The sequence below is a fragment of the Burkholderia gladioli genome (assembly GCF_000959725.1).
GTDB lineage: Bacteria > Pseudomonadota > Gammaproteobacteria > Burkholderiales > Burkholderiaceae > Burkholderia > Burkholderia gladioli.
This window is the reverse complement of record NZ_CP009323.1, coordinates 3527839-3546086: the sequence shown is the minus strand read 5'-3', so window position 1 is coordinate 3546086 and position 18248 is coordinate 3527839. Positions and strand designations below refer to the sequence as shown.

Sequence of the window (18248 nt, the reverse complement as noted above, 5' to 3'; positions counted from 1 at the left end):
GAGGGCAAAGCGAGGGCAAGCGGCAAGCGCCGTGCATAACACGCAAGTTTGGCGATTCCACTCGCATCCTCCGCGATCCGAAATCGATCCCCATATAAAAGTCAAAAATTGTCGGAACGCTGGCGACATGGTGCTGTCATCTTTCTCAGCGTCGATTCTCACCGCAGGGTTCCACCCCGCATCGATGGATCATCGTTCGGAGCGGTGTTACCCCGCGTCCCTGGGCCGAACGGAACGTATCGGGCCGCCGCGCGCGGCCCGGCGTCGTACGCCAGAGTGCTGCCGGCCGTGCCGTGTCGCGCGGTTTTCGCGTAGCCAGCCTTTCCCCACCCCTTGCCCTGAACCTGCCTTTTTGAGGATGTGGAGTCCGTTGAGCCCAATTCCCGAAGTTTCGCTTGTCGCCGGCGACCGACACGCCCGCCGGCCCGCCACACCGAATCCTCCCGCGCGCCCCTTCATGCGCCTGCTTCCCGCCGCCGCGGCGCTTGGCGCGATCGCCGCGTTCAGTCTCGCGGTGACGCTGCCCGCGGTCTCGAACACGCCCTCGCCGACCACGCTCGGCGCGGCCAGGACCCCGCAGCAGGTATTCGCCGCCACGCCGTTCCCGAGCGCGCAGCGCTTCGTCACCGATCAGCTGGAGGCCGCGATCGCCTCGCGCGACATGCGTCCCGGCCGCTTCGCCTCACGCTTCGCCGCGGGGCGCAGCCTGCTCGGCGACGGCAGCGAACTGTTCTCGCTCGCCGCGCCCGCGTTCGGCATGGGCGAGCCGCCGCTCGCCACCGGCCTGCGCACCGGCGTCATCACGCATTCCTTCGCGCAGACCCTGCAGCAGCTCGATATCCCGCCCGAGGTTCGCATCCAGGTCGGCGACCTGGTCGCCGCGCAGTTGCGCACCCACGCGGCCGCGCAGACCGGCGACCGCTACCGGATCGCCTACGAGACCACCCACGAAGGCCCGCGCCTGACCGCGATCGAGGTGCGCGCCGCCGGCAAGCGCTTCGGCGCGATGTGGTTCCGACCGCCCGGCGCCGAGCACGGCGCCTTCTACACCTTCGACGGAGCACCGCTGGAGGCGGCGGCGCTGAGCATGCCGGTGCTGGCCACGCGCATCAGCTCGCCGTTCGGCGAGCGCATCCACCCGATCTCGCACCTGCGTTCGCTGCATACCGGCGTCGATCTCGCGGCCCCGCGCGGCACCCGCGTCAACGCGGCGGCCGACGGCGTGGTCGCCTTCGTCGGCGTGGATCCGCACGGCTACGGCCGCTATGTCGTGATCGACCATCCCGATCACTATTCGACGCTCTATGCGCACCTGTCCGCCTATGCGCCGGGGCTCAAGGTCGGCATGACGCTCGCGCAGGGCCAGCGTGTCGGCGCGGTCGGCATGACCGGCGCCGCCACCGGCCCGCACCTGCACTTCGAGGTGCGCATCGCCGATACGCCGGTCGATCCGATCGTCGCGCTGGCCGACGCGAGCAATACGCTCTCGCCAATGCAGCTCGACGCGTTCCGGCGCGACCTGGTCGATGTGCGCACGCAGTTCGCGGCGGCGGCCGGCCCGAACGTCGGCATCGCGATGCTCGATGCCGCGCCGGCCGGCGCCGGGCTCTCGACGCTCGATCCGACGCTGCGCACGCTGTTGCAGACGCCGCAGGTGTCGTCGGCGTCGTGAGGCTTGTGGGAAGCGCAGTTCCCGATCGACAATCGCCAGCTCCGATCCACGATCAAGCTGGCCGACTCAATCCGGAATCCCCCTCGCCATGACCTCCACCCCGCCCGTCGCCCTCGTCACCGGCTCCACTTCCGGCATCGGCGCCGCGATCGCCCGCCGGCTCTCGCGGGATGGTTACGCGATCGTCCTGCACTCGCGCGGTTCGGCCGCCGCAGGCCAGGCCCTGGCCCGCGAACTCCGCTCGGCCGTCTACCTACAGGCCGACCTGGCCGACGATGCCGCGCGCGTGCGACTGGTGCGCGAGGCGATCGCCGCCTGGGGCCGCCTCGACGTGCTGGTCAACAATGCCGGGATCAGCCGCGTGATCCCGCATGCGGACCTGGCGGCGGCCACGCCCGCGATCTGGCAGGAGCTGCACGAAGTCAACGTGGTCGCGCCGTTCCGACTGGTCAGCGAGGCGCAGGCGGCGCTGCGCGAAGCCGCCGCGCGCGGCAGGCCCGGCTGCGTGGTCAATGTCAGCTCGCATGCCGGCGTGCGCCCCAAGGGCGCCTCGATTCCCTATGCCGCGAGCAAGGCGGCCCTGAACCATGTCACGCGCCTGCTCGCGCTGTCGCTGGCACCGGAGATTCGCGTGAATGCGGTCGCGCCGGGCCTGGTCGACACGCCGCTGACGGCCGACTGGACCCAGGCCCGGCAGCTCTGGAAGGAGCGCGCGCCGATGCGGCGCGCCGCCAGCCCCGAGGACATCGCCCAGGCGGTGGCCATGCTGGTCGCCTCCGACTACCTGACCGGCGAGATCCTGCTCTCGGACGGCGGCCTCAACCTCACCTGAGCAACCGTCACGGGCCGCAGTTCGAGCTTCGCGGGACGAAAAAAAAGCCCGCCGTGAAGGCGGGCATCAATCCCAGTCAAGGAGGTGTCACACGAACTACGGGCTCAGAGTAAGCGGCCCGCCTGGCGTGGACAACCAAGCATTTTCGATATCCTTATCGCGCGCCGGCCGCTAAGCACATGGTGCCGCCGGCGCGTCGCCGATGCCGCCCGGGCTCAGGGTTCGTGACGCAGGTAGCCTTCCTTGGCCGGTTCACGCATCCGGAACGAGACGATGAAGGAAATCGCGCAGAGCGCGGTCACGTACCAGTAGAAGGTCGACTCGCTGCCGGCCTGCTTGAACCACAGCGCCACGTATTCAGCGGTACCGCCGAACAGCGCGTTGGCCACCGCGTAGGACAGGCCCACGCCCATCGCGCGCACCTCGGGCGGGAACATCTCGGCCTTGATCAGGCCGCTGATCGAGGTGTAGAAGCTGACGATGGCCAGCGCGATCGTGATCAGCACGAAGGCCGTCACCGGGCTCGTGGTACCGGCGATCGCATGCATCAGCGGCACCGTGCCGATCACGGCCAGGCCGCCGAAGAACAGCATCGAGGTACGCCGGCCGATGCGATCCGACAGCGCGCCGAACAGCGGCTGCAACAGCATGTAGACCAGCAGCGCCGCCGTCATCACGTTGCTGGCCGTCTTCGCGTGCATGCCGCTGGTGTTGACCAGGTACTTCTGCATGTAGGTGGTGAAGGTGTAGAAGATCAGCGAGCCGCCGGCCGTGAAGCCGACCACGGTGAAGAACGCGCCGCGATGCTGCATCACGCCGCGGATCGTGCCGGCATCGCGCGCGCGGCGCGACTCGGTGGTCGAGGTCTCGTCGAGCGACTTGCGCAGCCAGAGCGAGACCAGCGCGGCCAGCGCGCCGACCAGGAACGGGATCCGCCAGCCCCAGGCGCGCAGCTCCTCGGTGCTCAGGAACTGCTGCAGGATCACCAGCACCAGCAGCGCGCAGAGCTGGCCGCCGATCAGCGTCACGTACTGGAACGAGGCGAAGAAGCCGCGCCGCCCCTTCAACGCCACCTCGCTCATGTAGGTCGCGCTGGTGCCGTATTCGCCGCCCACCGAGAGGCCCTGGAACAAGCGCGCGATCAGCAGCATCACCGGCGCCAGCGCGCCGATCTGGTCGTAGGTCGGCATCGCCGCGATCACCAGCGAGCCGCCGCACATCATCAGCACCGAGATCATCATCGCGGTGCGCCGGCCGCGCCGGTCGGCGATCCGGCCGAACAGCCAACCGCCGATCGGGCGCATCAGGAAGCCGGCCGCGAACACGCCGGCGGTGTTCAGCAACTGCGTGGTGGGATTGCCGCTGGGAAAGAAGGCATGCGCGAAATACAGCGCACAAAATGAATAGACGTAGAAGTCGAACCACTCGACGAGATTGCCCGACGAGGCGCCGACGATCGCGAGCACGCGCCGCCGGGTGTCGTGGGGGGCCATGCTGGCCTGATCGGTGAGGTCGGTCATGTAGGTTTGTTTCCTCGATTAGCCTGTGGTGCCGATGACGGTCGCGTCCTGCCGCGCCCGCGGGCAGGATGCGGCGTCGCGCGGCGCCATTCTATCGAAATGAAAGCTTCGGCACCTTCAGGACTGTCCCGAGGTTCGCGCCCGCCTGACGATCGGGCGACAAATGGCGAACGATTGCCCTCCAGGGCCGGATTGCGTCGCCGCCATCAATAATGACCGGCCAAGAAAAAACCAGCCCGCGGGCTGGCTTTTTCTTGGCGGGAGTCGAGGCGGCCGACTCAGACGCGCACCTCGGGCGGCCGGTAGCGGCACTCGTAGCGCTTGCGCACCGTGCCCGACTCGTCGACGCTTTCCAGGAACACGTCGAACTGCCAGAGCCGCGCCATGTGCTTGAGCACCTCGTCGCTGTCGTTCGACAGGTGCCGGTTGTCGGTCATGAAATGGCGCAGCGTGAGGCTGCGGTCGCCGCGCGTGTTGACGGCCCAGACCTGGATGTTCGGCTCGCGATGGTGGATGTCGTATTGCCGGGACAGCGCCTGGCGCACGTACTGGTAGCCGCTGTCGTCGTGGATCGCCGACACCTCGAGCGAGTCGCGCATGTCGTCGTCGAGCACCGAGAACAGGCGCATCTCGCGGATCAGGTGGGGCGACAGGTACTGCGCGATGAAGCTCTCGTCCTTGAAGTTGCGCATCGCGTAGTGCAGCGCCGGCAGCCAGGGGCTGCCCGCCAGCTCGGGGAACCACCGGCGGTCCTCGTCAGTGGGGTTCTCGCAGATGCGCCGGATGTCGCTCATCATCGAGAAGCCCAGCGCATACGGGTTGATGCCGCTGTAGTAGGGCTTGGTGACGGGCGGCTGGTAGATCACGTTGCTGTGCGAGTGAAGGAATTCCATCATGAAGCCGTCCTCCAGCTTGCCCTGCTGGTAGAGCGTATTGAGCAGGGTGTAATGCCAGAAGGTGGCCCAACCCTCGTTCATCACCTGGGTCTGCCGCTGCGGATAGAAATACTGGCCGATCTTGCGCACGATGCGGATCACCTCGCGCTCCCAGGGCTCCAGCAGCGGCGCGTTCTTCTCGGCGAAATACAGCAGGTTCTCCTGCGGCTCGGGCGGGTAGCGGCCCTCCACCTCCTCGTCGGCCAACTCGGGCTTGCGGCCCGGCAAGGTGCGCCACAGCTCGTTGACCTGCGACTGCAGGTAGGCCTCGCGCTCGCGCCGCAGCGCCGCCTCCTTGGACAACGAAGGCTTCTGCGGACGCTTGTAGCGATCGACGCCGTAGTTCATCAGCGCGTGGCAGGAGTCGAGCAGTTCCTCGACCCGGTCGAGCCCGTAGCGCTCCTCGCACTCGGCCACGTAGTTCTTCGCGTAGACCAGGTAGTCGATGATGGCGTGCGCATCGGTCCACAGCCGGAACAGGTAGTTGCCCTTGAAGAAGGAGTTGTGGCCATAGGCGGCATGCGCGATCACCAGCGCCTGCATGGTCAGCGTATTTTCTTCCATCAGATACGCGATGCAGGGGTTGGAGTTGATCACGATCTCGTAGGCCAGGCCCATCTGGCCGCGCCGGTAGCTCTTCTCGGTCGACAGGAAGTGCTTGCCGAACGACCAGTGGCGGTAGTTGACGGGCATCCCGACGGACGCGTAGGCGTCCATCATCTGCTCGGCGCTGATCAGCTCGAGCTGGATCGGATAGACGTCGAGCTCGTATTGCTCGGCGACCTGCGCGATGTGCGTGTCGTACTCCTCGATCAGCTCGAAGGTCCAGTCCGACGGGCACGGCAGCGGCTTGCGTTCGGCGACGTTCATGCGCCCTTCCTTCTGCCCGGATTCGGGCATTACCGGGAGCGGCGACGATGCCTCGGCCGCCTCGTCCGATTCCTCGGGCCGGCGTTCGGGCGCATCGTCGCCCGTGTGGCGCGCCTGGTAACCGCGCGCTTCGTTGTGCAAATGGCGTGTCGTCATACGGCGTTACGTTTCCACATGCTTTTCGAACAGTTCGCGGAACACCGGGTAGATGTCCGCGGCGGACTCGACCTTCTTCATCGCCATATGCGGCTGCGACAGCGCGAGCTGGGCATATTCGAGCCAGAGGTTCTGCTCCTCGGGCGTGACCTGGATATAGGCGAAGTAGCGGGTCTTGGTCAGGATGTCGTTCTCGAGGATCTTGCGGCACTTCGGCGAATCGTCGGTCCAGTTGTCACCGTCCGAGGCCTGCGCACCGTAGATGTTCCACTCGCTGGGCGAATAGCGCTCGTCCATCACCTTGCGCATCAGCTCCAGCGCGCTCGACACCACCGTGCCGCCGCTTTCGGTCGAATGGAAGAAGGTGTCCTCGTCGACTTCCTCGGCGCGCGTGTGGTGGCGGATGAACACCACCTCGATGCGCTCGTAGTTCCGCTTCAGGAACAGGTAGAGCAGGATGAAGAAGCGCTTGGCGAGATCCTTGCGCTGTTCGTCCATCGAGCCCGACACGTCCATCAGGCAGAACATCACGGCCTGGCTCGAGGGTTGCGGCTGCTTCACGCGATTCACGTAGCGCAGGTCGAACGGGTCGATGAAGGGGATACGCCAGATCCGTCCGCGCAAATGATGGATCTGCGCCTCGAGTTCGGCGATCTCGACGCGGCGATCTGCGGTATCTGCCTTCAGCTCCTCGAGCTGCGCCTCCAGCACACGCAGCTCGTTGACGAGCGGCGAGCCGAGCGCGATGCGCCGGCCCAGCGCGCTTCGCAGCGAACGCACCACGTCGATGTTGTTCGGCGTGCCCTCCGCGGCCCAGCCGGCCCGCACGCTCTTCCAGCTCGGCACGGTCAGCAGGTGCGTCTTGACCAGCCGCGGCAGTTCGAGATCGTCGAAGAAATACTGCATGAACTCGTCGCGGCTCAGCTCGAAGACGAAATCGTCCTGCCCTTCGCCCTCGTTGCTGGCCTGGCTGCCGCCACCGCCCGAACCGCCGGGCGGGCGCGGGATCTTGTCGCCGCGGATGTAGTCGGAATTGCCCGGATGCACGTATTCGCGCCGCCCGCCCGACGTGTGACGGAAGGTCGGCTCCGCGATGTCCTTGCGCGGAATGGTGATGCTCTGGGTGCTTTGGATGTCCTTGATGCTACGGTCGCGCACGGCGTCGGACACCGCGCGGCGAATGTAGTTCTTGACGCGACGCAGAAAGCGTTCGCGGTTTGCAATGCTCTTGTTCTTGCCGGCAAGCCTGCGGTCGATGATTTGATGAAGCACTCCCGGTCTCCCGCTCGAAAGTCGATACGCCGGGACGTGCCGCACGATCCGCCGTGCGGCGCGTCGCTCAGGGTGCCCGCGCGCCGCCGGCGCGCGGGCGATGCATCGTGCGTGTCATGAGGACTTGCGCACGCGCAGATACCAGTCGCACAGGAGCCGTACCTGCTTCGGCGTGTAGCCCTTGGCGACCATCCGGTTCACGAAGTCCTCGTGCTTGCGCTGCTCCTCCGCCGATCCCTTGGCGTTGAAGGAGATCACCGGCAGCAACTCCTCGGTGTTCGAGAACATCTTCTTCTCGATCACCACGCGCAGCTTCTCGTAGCTGACCCAGGCCGGGTTCTTGCCGCCGTTGGCCGCGCGCGCCCGCAACACGAAGTTCACGATCTCGTTGCGGTAGTCCTTCGGATTGCTGATGCCGGCCGGTTTCTCGATCTTCTCGAGCTCGGCGTTCAAGGCCGCGCGGTCGAAGCTCTCGCCGGTATCGTGATCGCGGAACTCCTGGTCCTGGATCCAGAAGTCGGCATAGGTCACGTAGCGATCGAAGATGTTCTGGCCATACTCGGAATACGACTCGAGGTAGGCCGTCTGGATCTCCTTGCCGATGAACTCCGCGTAACGCGAGGCCAGCAGGTCCTTCACGAAGGACAGGTATTTCTGCTCGGTTTCCGGCGGGAACTGCTCGCGCTCGATCTGCTGTTCGAGCACGTACATCAGGTGCACCGGATTGGCGGCTACCTCCGAGGTGTCGAAGTTGAACACGCGCGAGAGGATCTTGAAGGCGAAACGCGTGGACACGCCGTTCATGCCTTCGTCGACGCCGCCGTAGTCGCGATACTCCTGGTAGGACTTCGCCTTCGGATCGGTGTCCTTGAGGTTCTCGCCGTCATACACCTGCATCTTCGAGAACAGGCTGGAGTTTTCCGGTTCGTGCAGCCGCGTGAGCGCCGAGAACTGCGCCATCATCTTCAGCGTGCCGGGCGCGCAGACGGCTTCGGCCAGCGAGGAGTTGCGGATCAGCTTCTCGTAGATCTTGATCTCTTCCGACACACGCAGGCAGTACGGCACCTTGACGACGAAGATCCGGTCCAGCAGGGCTTCGTTGTTCTTGTTGTTGCGGAAGGCCTTCCACTCCGACTCGTTCGAGTGGGCGAGGATCACGCCGTCGAACGGGATCGCGCCGAAACCCTCGGTGCCCTTGAAGTTACCTTCCTGGGTGGCGGTCAGCAGCGGATGCAGCACCTTGATCGGTGCCTTGAACATTTCGACGAATTCGAGCAGGCCCTGGTTGGCCAGGCACAGGCCGCCCGAGTAGCTGTAGGCATCGGCATCGTCCTGCGCGAACTGTTCGAGCTTGCGGATGTCGACCTTGCCGACCAGGGAGGAGATGTCCTGGTTGTTCTCGTCGCCCGGCTCGGTCTTGGCGATGCCGATCTGACGGAGGATGGAGGGATAGCGGCGCACCACGCGGAACTGGCGGATATCGCCGTTGTACTCGTGCAGGCGCTTGACGGCCCAGGGGCTCAGGATGCTCTTGAGGTAACGACGCGGAATGCCGTACTGCTCTTCCAGGATCGGGCCGTCCTCGTCGTAGTCGAACAGCCCGAGCGGCGATTCGTTGACGGGCGAACCCTTGAGCGAATAGAACGGCACGCGTTCCATCAGTTGCTTCAGGCGCTCGGCGATCGACGACTTGCCGCCGCCCACCGGCCCGAGCAGGTAGAGGATCTGCTTCTTCTCCTCGAGACCTTGCGCTGAGTGGCGGAAGTACGCCACCACCTGCTCGATCACCTCCTCCATCCCGTAGAACTCGCGAAACGCGGGATAGACCTTGATGACCTTGTTCGCGAAGATCCGCGACAGACGCGGGTCGTTTCGCGTATCGACCTGCTCCGGTTCCCCGATGGCTGCCAACATGCGTTCGCCCGCGGTGGCGTACGCCGATGGATCGTTCTTGCAGAGCGCGAGATACTCTTCGAGCGAGAACTCCTCCTCCCGGGTTTTCTCGAAGCGGTTCGCGAAGCTGCTGTAAATATCCATGCTACCTCCTCGCCTGTGTCTGAAGACGATCTTGCCTTCGTGAGATCACGCCGAAGCAGGACCGTTCAATTTCATCCTAAACCCAATTGCTTTTTTTTTCACGAACAAACTTCAGTCGGAACGTTGTTGTTCGACACTCAGAAAAACCCCGCTTGGACGAGGCATTTTGACTGCCATACAATGTTCCTCCCGATCTTCGCAACGTTGCACACGCGCCCTCTCCTGCTGCAACGAATCCGCTCCTGCATCGGACACGTTCCCCCCTGTTTTCCTATACGGTCGAGCCGGCATTTCGGACGACAGAACGATCGCTTTCGTTACAATTTTTTGCGATTCGGCCCGTCGCTGCGTGATCGCGCGATCGATGCGCCGGACCCTGCGCAGATGACGGCATCGTCACGCTGCGCCGCGCATCACGCAGCACCTTCGCGAGATGAGGAAAATCTCCGATGCGATGTGCCCGCTCCCTCTCGCTCACTCGCTCACGCATGCGCCTCGACAGGAACATGGCGTGCGTTCGCATCGACTCGCGCACGAAGGTGAACAAAGGTGACACACGAAAGCTTGTGCCGTCGTCCATGCACGACGGCACGCGCCGCAAGCGGACTGATCGGCCGTGGCCGTGGCCGGGGTTCCGGATTGCCTCCGCCGACGTCCGAATGATTGGCGCGTCATGCTGAACGATCCACTGCTGTCGCGCGTGATTGTCGAACGAGGCTGGACATGCTCGTGACGAGGATCGAGCCGGTAACGGGATGCACCCAAAACGGGCATGCGCGACCGTGAAGGCGCGGGACGCGTGTCGGCGATCTGCCCCGATAAATATCGTCGCGCCCATGAAAAATCCGGCACGAGGCCGGATTCGGGAACAGGCATTGTGCCGAGCGATGCGGGCGGCGCTAGCCCTGCACTTCCGCGAAGCTCGGAATCGAGGGCTGGGCGCCCGCGCGCGTCACCGACAGGGCGGCGGCCCGCTGGGCGAAACGGATCGCCGCGTCGGGCGCATCACCCGACGCCAGCCGTGCCGACAAGCCACCGATGAAGGTATCGCCGGCGGCCGTGGTGTCGACCGCCTCGACCTTCGGGGCCGGATAGTGGCGCGCCGTGCCGTCCGCCAGCGCGGCGAACGCGCCTTGCGCGCCGAGCGTGACGATCACGTTGCGCGCGCCGGCTTCCCGCAGTTGCCCTGCCGCCGCCTGCGCATCCTCGGGCGTCGCGATGGTCATGCCCGTCAGCGCGGCGGCCTCGAGCTCGTTCGGGATCAGCCAGTCGACCAGCGGCAGCCAGCCGTCCGGCAAGGGACCGAGCACGGGGGCTGGATTGAGCACCACCACGCGGCCATGGCGGCGCCCCGCCTCGAGCGCGGCCTTCACAGCCGGCAGCGGCGTTTCGAGCTGGCAGACCAGCACGTCGGCGGCCGCGATCATGGCCTCATGCCCGGCGATGCCGGCCGGCGTCACCTCGCCGTTGCCGCCCGCCACGATCACGATCGCGTTCTGGCTCGCGTCGTCCACCACGATCAGCGCCACGCCGGTGGCCACGCCCTCGCGGGCGGTCGCCAGCGCGGCGCAATCGATCCCCTCGGCCTCCAGCGCGCCGCGCAGGGCCGCGCCGTTCGCGTCGTCGCCGACGCAGCCGAGCATCGTCACGCGCGCGCCGAGCCTGGCGGCCGCCACGGCCTGGTTGCCGCCCTTGCCGCCCGCCGCCTGCGCGTAACCGTGCCCGCTCAGCGTCTCGCCCGGCTTGGGCAGGCGCGGTGCGCGCACGATCAGGTCCATGTTGAGGCTGCCGACCACGGCAACGTTTCCGCGCGCGGAGGTCGAAACCGGCGTACCGCTCATGCCTGCCCTCCGCCGGCCGCCGCTGGCACGGCGCCGGACGCGCCGCCATAGGGCGCGGTCGATTCGCGCAGCACCAGGCGCGGCGACACCACGCGGCGACGCTTGGCCGGCGCCGAGGCGCCCGCCGAGATCCGCTCGATCAGGGTCTGCGCGGCGATCTCGCCGAGCGCACGCACCGACTGGCCGACCGTGGAGAGTGCCGGATAGGTGTAGCTCGACATCTCGATGTCGTCGAAGCCGATGATCGAGCAGTCGGTCGGCACGCGCAGCCCGCGCTCGGCGGCCGCGCGCAGCGCGCCGATCCCCATCAGGTCGTTGCCGGCGAAGATCGCGCTGGGATGCAGCGCGTCGATCAGCTCGGCCGCCGCGCGATAGCCGCCCAGGCAGGAGAAGTCGCTTTCGGCGATCGCGCCCGGGATGATGTCGATGCCGCGTTCGGCCATCGCGCGGATGAAGCCGTGCACGCGCATCGCGCTCACCGCCGTGTCGACCGGGCCCGTGATGCAGCCGATCCGCGAATGGCCGAGCTCGATCAGGTGGCGCGTGGCCAGGTAGGCGCCGCGTTCGTGGTCGATCTGCACCAGGTCGGCGGACAGCCCCTCGATATTGCGGTCGACGATCACCAGCGGCTCGCGCGAATCGGCCAGGGTCTGTGCCAGCACCGTGTCCTCGCCGGCCGAGGCGATGATCAGCCCGTCGATGCGCTTTTCCTGCAGCACGCGCAGATAGTTTCGCTGCTTGATGGGATCGTCGTCGGAATTGCAGAAGAACACGCAATAACCGCGCGCCGCGCATTGGTCCTCGATGCCGCGCGCCAGTTCGGCGAAATACGGGTTGGTGCTGTTGGGCACCACCAGGCCGATGGTGGCCGTCGAGCGCGCCTTCAGGGATCGCGCCACGGCCGACGGGACGTAGTTGAGCTGGACGATCGCCCGCTCCACCTTGGCCCTCACGTCGGCCGACACCGGCCGCGAATTGTTCACCACGTGCGACACCGTCGTGAACGATACGCCGGCCATGGCCGCCACATCCTTGATCGTCGCCATTCTGAATCCCTCTGGTCTGTCTTTAAGTGCGCGTGCGGCGGCTGCGATAGGTGTCGAGCACGACGGCAACGACGATCACGGCCCCGGTAATGATGCGCTTGGTCGGTTCGTTCGCGCCGATCTGCGCCAGCCCCGCGGCCAGCACCGAGATGATCAACACGCCGAAGAAGGTGCTGATCACCGAGCCGCGCCCGCCCATCAGGCTCGTGCCGCCGATCACGACGGCCGCGATGACCTGCAGTTCGAGCCCGACGCCGGCATTCGGATCGGCCGCTTCGAGACGCGAGATCTGGAACAGCGCCGCAAGCCCCGCGAGCGCGCCCATCAACGCAAACACAATGATTTTATACGGACGAGGGTTCACCCCGGCAAGCCTTACCGCCTCTTCGTTGGTACCGATACCAACCAGATAGCGTCCGAACACGGTGCGGGTCAGCACGAACTGGGCCACGATCATCACCAGCACGGCGATCACGAAGGCCGGCGAGATGCCGAGCGCGAACGGATTGGAGAGGAAATCGAAGGCGTCGCCGATATAGGCGGTGCGCGAGTTGGTGAGCTGGTAGGCCAGGCCGCGCGCGCCTTCCAGCACGCCGAGCGAGACGATGAAGGACGGAATCCGCCAGCCCACCGTGACCGCGCCGGTCAGCATGCCGGTCACGGCCGCCGCGGCGATCCCGAGCAGCGCCGAGGGCAGCGGCCCCCAGTGCCATTTCAGGGCGGCCACGCTGACGAAGGAGGCCGCCAGCGCCAGCACCGAGCCGACCGACAGGTCGATGCCGGCGATGATCAGCACGAAGGTCATGCCGACCGACATCACCACCAGGTCGGGAATCTGGTTGGCGATGGTGCTGAAGGTGTCGTAGGTGAGGAAATGCGAGCTGAGCACCGAGAACAGCGCGATCATCGCGATCAGCGCGCCGGCCAGGCCCAGGTAGTTGGACAGGCCCAGGCGCGTGCCGGACAGGCGCTTGGCGGCCGGCGCGGCCGCGTCGGGCGCGGCCGCCGGGGTGGAATCGGCCGTCTCGCGGCCGGGGACGATGGGTTCGTTCATGAAGAAATTCCTGGGGTCGAATCACCCGCCCCGGAGGACGGGCCTGCGGCCGGCAAGGGCGCGGCGCTGGCATCGCGGCGCGAGAAGCCGGCAAAGGCGGCGGCCAGCAGACTGTCCTGGGTCCAGCCGCCGCGCTCGAACACGGCGCTCATGCGCCCCGCCGACATCACGCCGATGCGATCGCAGATCAGCATCAGCTCGCGCAGGTCGCTGGACACCACCACCAGCGCGCGGCCCTCGCGAGCCAGCGCGCCCATCAGCGCATAGATGTCGAACTTGGCGCCGACGTCGATGCCGCGGGTGGGTTCGTCGAACAGCAGCACGGCCATGTCGTGGGCCAGCCAGCGGCCGATCACGACCTTCTGCTGGTTGCCGCCCGAGAGCTCGCCCACCGTCTGCGCCGGGCCGCGCGTGCGGATCCGCATCGCGTCGATCTGGCGCTGCGCGAGCGCGTGCTCGCGCGCGGTGTCGACCACGCCGGCCCGCGAGATGCGGCCGAGCTGGCCGAGCGAGACATTGGCGGCGATCGGCTGCGACAGCAGCAGGCCCTCGCCCTTGCGGTCCTCGGTGATCAGCGCGATGCCCTGGCGCACCGCGTCGGACGGCGACTGGATCTTCACCGGCCGCGGCGGCGTGCCGATCGACACCGTGCCGCTATCGGCGCGGTCCGCGCCGTAGATCAGCCGCAGCAGCTCGGTGCGGCCGGCGCCGATCAGGCCGGAAATGCCGAAGATCTCGCCGGCGCGCACCTCGAAGGAGACGTCGCGCACCACGCTGCCGCGCGTGAGCCCGGCCACCGCCAGGCGCGGCGCGCCGATCCGGCGCTCGCCGAGATCGATGTGCTCGCCCACCTCGCGCCCGGCCATCAGGGCCACCAGCCGCTCGCTCGAGACCTCGCCCATCGGCCCGACATGGACCAGCCGCCCGTCGCGCAGCACGGCCACGCGCTCGGCCACCCGCGCCAGCTCCTCGAGGCGGTGCGAGATGTAGACCAGCGCCACGCCGCGCGCCTTGAGGCGGTCGATCTGCGCGAACAGCAGCTCGACCTCGCGCGCGGTCAGCATCGCGGTGGGTTCGTCGAGGATCAGCACGCGGCAGTCGCCGATCAGGTTGCGCGCGATCTCGACCATCTGCTGGTGGCCGATGCCGAGCGCGCCCACCGGCGTGTCGGGATCGATCGCGTCGAGCCCGACGCGCGCCATCGCCTCGCGCGCGTCGGCGCGCAGCCGGCCGCGGTCGATCACGCCGAAGCGGCGCGGCAGGCGGTTGAGGAACAGGTTCTCGGCCACCGTCAGGGTGGGCAGCAGGTTCAGCTCCTGCATCACCATGCGGACCCCGAGCGCTTCCGCCTCGTTGCGGCTGGCCGGCGCATAGGCGGCGCCGGCCAGCCGCAAGCGGCCGCCGGTGGGCGTGACCAGCCCACCGACGATCTTCGACAGGGTGCTCTTGCCCGCACCGTTCTCGCCCGTCAGGGCCAGCGCCTCGCCCGCGTGCAGCGCGAGCGAGACGCCGGCCAGCACCGGCTCGGCGTAGGTCTTGCCGACGCCCTCGACCTCGAGCACCGGCGCGGCCGGGGATGCCGCGCCGCTGGGAATCGTCGCCATGCGGGTCACTTACTTCTTGACGACCAGGTCGACCGGCGTCTCGACCGTGCCCGACAGCTCGGCCTGCTTCTTGTGCTCGGCGATCGCCTTGAGCGCCGTGTCGATGCCGAACACCGCCTGCTTGGCCGCGTACTGGTCGGCCGTGGCGAGCACGCGGCCGTCCTGCAGCATCGGCTTGATCGCGTTGATGTTGTCGTAGCCGACCACGTAGACCTTGCCGGCCTTGCCGGCCGCGCGCACCGCCGAGACCGCGCCGATCGCCATGCTGTCGTTGCCGCACAGCAGCGCCTTCAGGTTCGGGTACTCGTTGAGCATGGCCGAGGCCACCGCGTTGCCCTTGTCGATCTCCCACTCGCCCGACTGCAGCGAGACCACCTTGGCGCCCACCGCCTTCATCGCGTCCTGGAAGCCAGCGGTGCGCTGCTGCGCGTTGGTGGTGGTCGACACGCCCTCGATGATGCCGACCTCGTCGCCGGCCTTCAGGTTCTTGGCGAGGTAGTCGCCGATCTTGCGGGCGCCCTTGCGGTTGTCGGGGCCGACGAAGGGCACGTTGAGGTTCTTCGACTTCAGCACGTCCGGATCGAGCCGGTTGTCGATGTTGATCACGATGATGCCGGCGTCGACGGCCTTCTTGACCACCGGCACCAGCGCCTTCGAATCGGCCGGCGCGAGCACGATCGCATCGACCTTGGAGACGATCATCTGCTCGACGATGCGGATCTGGTTGGCGGTGTCGGTCTCGTCCTTGATGCCGTTGGTGACCAGGTCGAACATCGCCGGGTTGTGCTGCTGGTATTCCTTCGCGCCGTTCTCCATGGTCAGGAAGAACTCGTTGGCGAGCGACTTCATCACCAGCGCGACCTTGGGCTTGTGGGCGGCTTGCGCATGGGCGCCGAGCGGCGCGACGGCAATGGCGGCGCCGGCGAGCGCGGCGGCGAGAACACGGCGGCGAATCTGGAAGTCCATGCGAAATCTCCTCACTGTGTATGCCCGGTTGCCCCGGGTGTCGTTTTCATGTTGAGCAAACGTTTGCCGTGGTACGTGCGTCAAATCGGGAAAATACGCCCTGGAAGCGGCGTGAACAGGAGGCGCGAGCGATTGCCGGCAGTCGATTTCACCCATCTCGTGCATCCCGTCCGTTTTTGTTCGTACCGGGAAGCGCCAATGCTGTACCGATCGTGCCGATTACGCAACGGGGTTTTTACCGATTCCGGGATTGTGGGGATCTTGCAAGGCAAGCGCAAGACAGGACGTGGCCCCGGCGAACGGCAGGTGGGCGGCGAGCCGGAACGGCTCGCGCGATGAGCGATGCGAACCCGAGGACGAGGCGCGCCGCTCCGCCCTCGCCGCTCAGACGGCGGTTTCCTTCAGTTGCGCGGCGATCTCGGCCTCGGTCAGATGCGGCGCAAACATCTCCAGCAGCCTGTAGGCATAGGAGCGCAGGAAGGCGCCCTTGCGCAGGCCGACCCGCGTCGTGCTGGCCTCGAACAGGTGCTGCGTGTCGAGCGCGACCAGGCCCGAATCGCGCTGCGCGTCGTAGGCCATCGCCGCCACCACGCCGATGCCCATGCCGAGCTCGACATAGGTCTTGATCACGTCGGCGTCGATCGCGGTCAGCACCACGTCGGGCACCGCGCCCACCTTGGCGAAGGCCTGGTCGATATGCGAGCGGCCGGTGAAGTCCTGGTCGTAGGTGATGATCGGATACTCGGCGATCTCCTCGGGGGTGAGGTTGGCGCGACCGACCAGCGGGTGGTCCTTCGGCACCACCACCACGTGGTGCCAGGAATAGCACGGGAAGGTCACGATGTCGGGATAGCGGTCCAGCGCCTCGGTCGAGATGCCGATGTCGGCCTCGCCGCTGAGGATCATCTGCGCGATCTGCTGCGGGCTGCCTTGGCGCAGCGCCAGGTGCACCTTGGGGAACACGTCGGTGAACTGGCGGATCACCTTGGGCAGCGCGTAGCGCGCCTGCGTGTGGGTGGTCGCCACCACCAGGTGGCCGCTGTCCTGGTCGGCGTACTGGCGCGCCACGCGACGCAGGTTCTCGGCGTCCAGCAGCATCCGCTCGATCAGTTGGTGCACCGCCTTGCCGGGCTCGGTGAGGCCGGTCAGGCGCTTGCCGCGACGGATGAAGATGTCGACGCCCAGCTCGTCCTCGAGATCCTTGATCTGCTTCGAGACGCCCGACTGCGACGTGTAGAGCACGTTCGCGACTTCCGTCAGGTTCATGTTCTGGCGTACCGCTTCCCGGACGAAGCGCAATTGCTGGAAATTCATGGGTCAGCCTCTCAGGGGCGTTGTCGTTATCGATGAGGAAGGATGCGACGGCACTTCAGCGCGCCGGGAACACGCGCGCGCTGCGGGCCACCGCGGTGGCGCCGTCGCCCACGCCGAGCGCCAGCGCGCGCCAGGTTTCGCGATCGAGCTCGGCTTCCAGCAGCGCGCCGCCGGCGCGCGGCGCGAGCTCGATGCGCACCGAGCCGCCCAGCGGCACCACCCGTCGCACGTCGACGGCGATGCCGTCCGAGCGTGCGTCGGCGTGCGCCACCACCTGCAGGTCGTGCGGGCGCACATAGGCGTGCGCGCGGCCGGAGAAATCGGCGGCCACCGCGATCGGGCCGCTCGCGCCGTCGGCCACGAAACCATCGCCGTGCACCACGCCGTCGAGCCGGTTGGCCGCGCCGAGGAACTCGTAGACGAAGGCGCTTTGCGGATGGTCGTACACGTCCTGCGGGCTGCCGACCTGCTCCACGTGACCCCGGTTCAGCACCACGATGCGGTCGGCCACTTCCAGGGCTTCCTCCTGGTCGTGGGTGACGAAGATGGTCGAGATGTGCAGGTCGTCGTGCAGGCGGCGCAGCCAGCTGCGCAGCTCCTTGCGCACCTTGGCGTCGAGCGCGCCGAACGGCTCGTCGAGCAGCAGCACCTTGGGCTCGACCGCCAGCGCGCGGGCCAGCGCGATGCGCTGGCGCTGGCCGCCCGAGAGCTCGGACGGATAACGCGGCGCGAGCCAGTCGAGCTGGACCAGCTTGAGCAGCTCGTGCACCTTCTCGCGGATCACGGCTTCCGAGGGCCGCTCGCCGCGCGGCTTGACGCGCAGGCCGAAGGCGACGTTCTCGAACACCGTCATATGGCGGAACAGCGCGTAGTGCTGGAACACGAAGCCGACCTGGCGCTCGCGCGCGCCCACGTCGGCCACGTCCTGCCCCTGCAGCACGACCTGGCCCGCGTCGGCGTGTTCCAGGCCGGCGATCACGCGCAGCAGGGTGGTCTTGCCGCAGCCGGACGGCCCCAGCAGCGCGACCAGCTCGCCGGGCGGGAAATCGAGAGAAACATCGTCGAGCGCCGTGAAGTCGCCGAATTGCTTGTGCAGGTTGCGAACGGTGATACCCATCTGGTGTGCCTC

13 protein-coding genes are annotated in these 18248 nt (G+C 67.1%); 2 read left to right on the top strand and 11 right to left on the bottom strand.

Features of this window, described 5'->3' with window-relative positions; translation table 11 throughout:
• Positions 1-358 precede the first annotated feature (358 nt).
• Together BM43_RS32915 and BM43_RS32910 are read left to right on the top strand one after the other, a co-directional pair.
• A complete protein-coding gene (locus BM43_RS32915) occupies positions 359-1672 on the top strand; it encodes a M23 family metallopeptidase (RefSeq protein ID WP_036051701.1) in 1314 nt (437 codons plus the stop codon).
• Between the two features lie 88 nt (positions 1673-1760).
• Positions 1761-2504, top strand: coding sequence for an SDR family NAD(P)-dependent oxidoreductase (locus BM43_RS32910; RefSeq protein WP_036051702.1), 744 nt, complete (start codon positions 1761-1763; stop codon positions 2502-2504).
• 215 nt (positions 2505-2719) lie between these two features.
• Here the strand turns inward: BM43_RS32910 and BM43_RS32905 are convergent, their stop codons facing one another.
• From BM43_RS32905 to BM43_RS32855, 11 genes are all read right to left on the bottom strand, one after another.
• Positions 2720-4024 (bottom strand): MFS family transporter, encoded by a 1305-nt coding sequence (locus tag BM43_RS32905; protein WP_025098055.1) that lies wholly within the window; start codon positions 4022-4024, stop codon positions 2720-2722.
• A gap of 278 nt (positions 4025-4302) precedes the next feature.
• Positions 4303-5985 (bottom strand): SpoVR family protein, encoded by a 1683-nt coding sequence (locus BM43_RS32900; protein WP_036051703.1) that lies wholly within the window; start codon positions 5983-5985, stop codon positions 4303-4305.
• Positions 5986-5991: 6 nt separating this feature from the next.
• Positions 5992-7257, bottom strand: a complete 1266-nt coding sequence (locus BM43_RS32895) for a YeaH/YhbH family protein (RefSeq protein ID WP_013697887.1) — start codon at positions 7255-7257, stop codon at positions 5992-5994.
• A gap of 114 nt (positions 7258-7371) precedes the next feature.
• Entirely contained in the window at positions 7372-9294 is a 1923-nt protein-coding gene (locus BM43_RS32890; RefSeq protein ID WP_013697886.1) for a PrkA family serine protein kinase, read from the bottom strand.
• A gap of 899 nt (positions 9295-10193) precedes the next feature.
• Positions 10194-11135, bottom strand: a complete 942-nt coding sequence (gene rbsK / locus BM43_RS32885; RefSeq protein WP_036051705.1) for a ribokinase — start codon at positions 11133-11135, stop codon at positions 10194-10196.
• The gene (locus tag BM43_RS32880) at positions 11132-12181 is read right to left on the bottom strand and encodes a LacI family DNA-binding transcriptional regulator (protein WP_036051707.1); all 1050 of its coding nucleotides are present in this window, start codon (positions 12179-12181) and stop codon (positions 11132-11134) included. Before BM43_RS32880 ends, rbsK begins: the two co-directional genes overlap by 4 nt.
• Before the next feature lie 22 nt (positions 12182-12203).
• Positions 12204-13235 carry an ABC transporter permease gene (locus BM43_RS32875; protein WP_013697883.1) on the bottom strand — a complete coding sequence of 344 codons (1032 nt, stop codon included), beginning with the start codon at positions 13233-13235 and terminating at the stop codon, positions 12204-12206.
• The gene (locus tag BM43_RS32870; protein WP_036051708.1) at positions 13232-14839 is read right to left on the bottom strand and encodes a sugar ABC transporter ATP-binding protein; all 1608 of its coding nucleotides are present in this window, start codon (positions 14837-14839) and stop codon (positions 13232-13234) included. Before BM43_RS32870 ends, BM43_RS32875 begins: the two co-directional genes overlap by 4 nt.
• A 9-nt stretch (positions 14840-14848) precedes the next feature.
• Positions 14849-15805, bottom strand: a complete 957-nt coding sequence (locus BM43_RS32865; protein ID WP_025098062.1) for a sugar ABC transporter substrate-binding protein — start codon at positions 15803-15805, stop codon at positions 14849-14851.
• A 384-nt stretch (positions 15806-16189) separates the two neighbouring features.
• Entirely contained in the window at positions 16190-17119 is a 930-nt protein-coding gene (locus BM43_RS32860; protein ID WP_013697880.1) for a CysB family HTH-type transcriptional regulator, read from the bottom strand.
• Positions 17120-17174: 55 nt separating this feature from the next.
• The gene (locus BM43_RS32855; RefSeq protein WP_013697879.1) at positions 17175-18236 is read right to left on the bottom strand and encodes a sulfate/molybdate ABC transporter ATP-binding protein; all 1062 of its coding nucleotides are present in this window, start codon (positions 18234-18236) and stop codon (positions 17175-17177) included.
• Positions 18237-18248 lie beyond the last annotated feature (12 nt).

Excerpts from the sequence above, each read along its gene's own strand:
- BM43_RS32915 (WP_036051701.1), top strand. The coding sequence starts at position 359 with ATGTGGAGTCCGTTGAGCCCAATTCCCGAAGTTTCGCTTGTCGCCGGC.
- BM43_RS32910 (WP_036051702.1), top strand. The coding sequence starts at position 1,761 with ATGACCTCCACCCCGCCCGTCGCCCTCGTCACCGGCTCCACTTCCGGC.
- BM43_RS32905 (WP_025098055.1), bottom strand. The coding sequence starts at position 4,024 with ATGACCGACCTCACCGATCAGGCCAGCATGGCCCCCCACGACACCCGG.
- BM43_RS32900 (WP_036051703.1), bottom strand. The coding sequence starts at position 5,985 with ATGACGACACGCCATTTGCACAACGAAGCGCGCGGTTACCAGGCGCGC.
- BM43_RS32890 (WP_013697886.1), bottom strand. The coding sequence starts at position 9,294 with ATGGATATTTACAGCAGCTTCGCGAACCGCTTCGAGAAAACCCGGGAG.
- rbsK (WP_036051705.1), bottom strand. The coding sequence starts at position 11,135 with ATGAGCGGTACGCCGGTTTCGACCTCCGCGCGCGGAAACGTTGCCGTG.
- BM43_RS32880 (WP_036051707.1), bottom strand. The coding sequence starts at position 12,181 with ATGGCGACGATCAAGGATGTGGCGGCCATGGCCGGCGTATCGTTCACG.
- BM43_RS32875 (WP_013697883.1), bottom strand. The coding sequence starts at position 13,235 with ATGAACGAACCCATCGTCCCCGGCCGCGAGACGGCCGATTCCACCCCG.
- BM43_RS32870 (WP_036051708.1), bottom strand. The coding sequence starts at position 14,839 with ATGGCGACGATTCCCAGCGGCGCGGCATCCCCGGCCGCGCCGGTGCTC.
- BM43_RS32865 (WP_025098062.1), bottom strand. The coding sequence starts at position 15,805 with ATGGACTTCCAGATTCGCCGCCGTGTTCTCGCCGCCGCGCTCGCCGGC.
- BM43_RS32860 (WP_013697880.1), bottom strand. The coding sequence starts at position 17,119 with ATGAATTTCCAGCAATTGCGCTTCGTCCGGGAAGCGGTACGCCAGAAC.
- BM43_RS32855 (WP_013697879.1), bottom strand. The coding sequence starts at position 18,236 with ATGGGTATCACCGTTCGCAACCTGCACAAGCAATTCGGCGACTTCACG.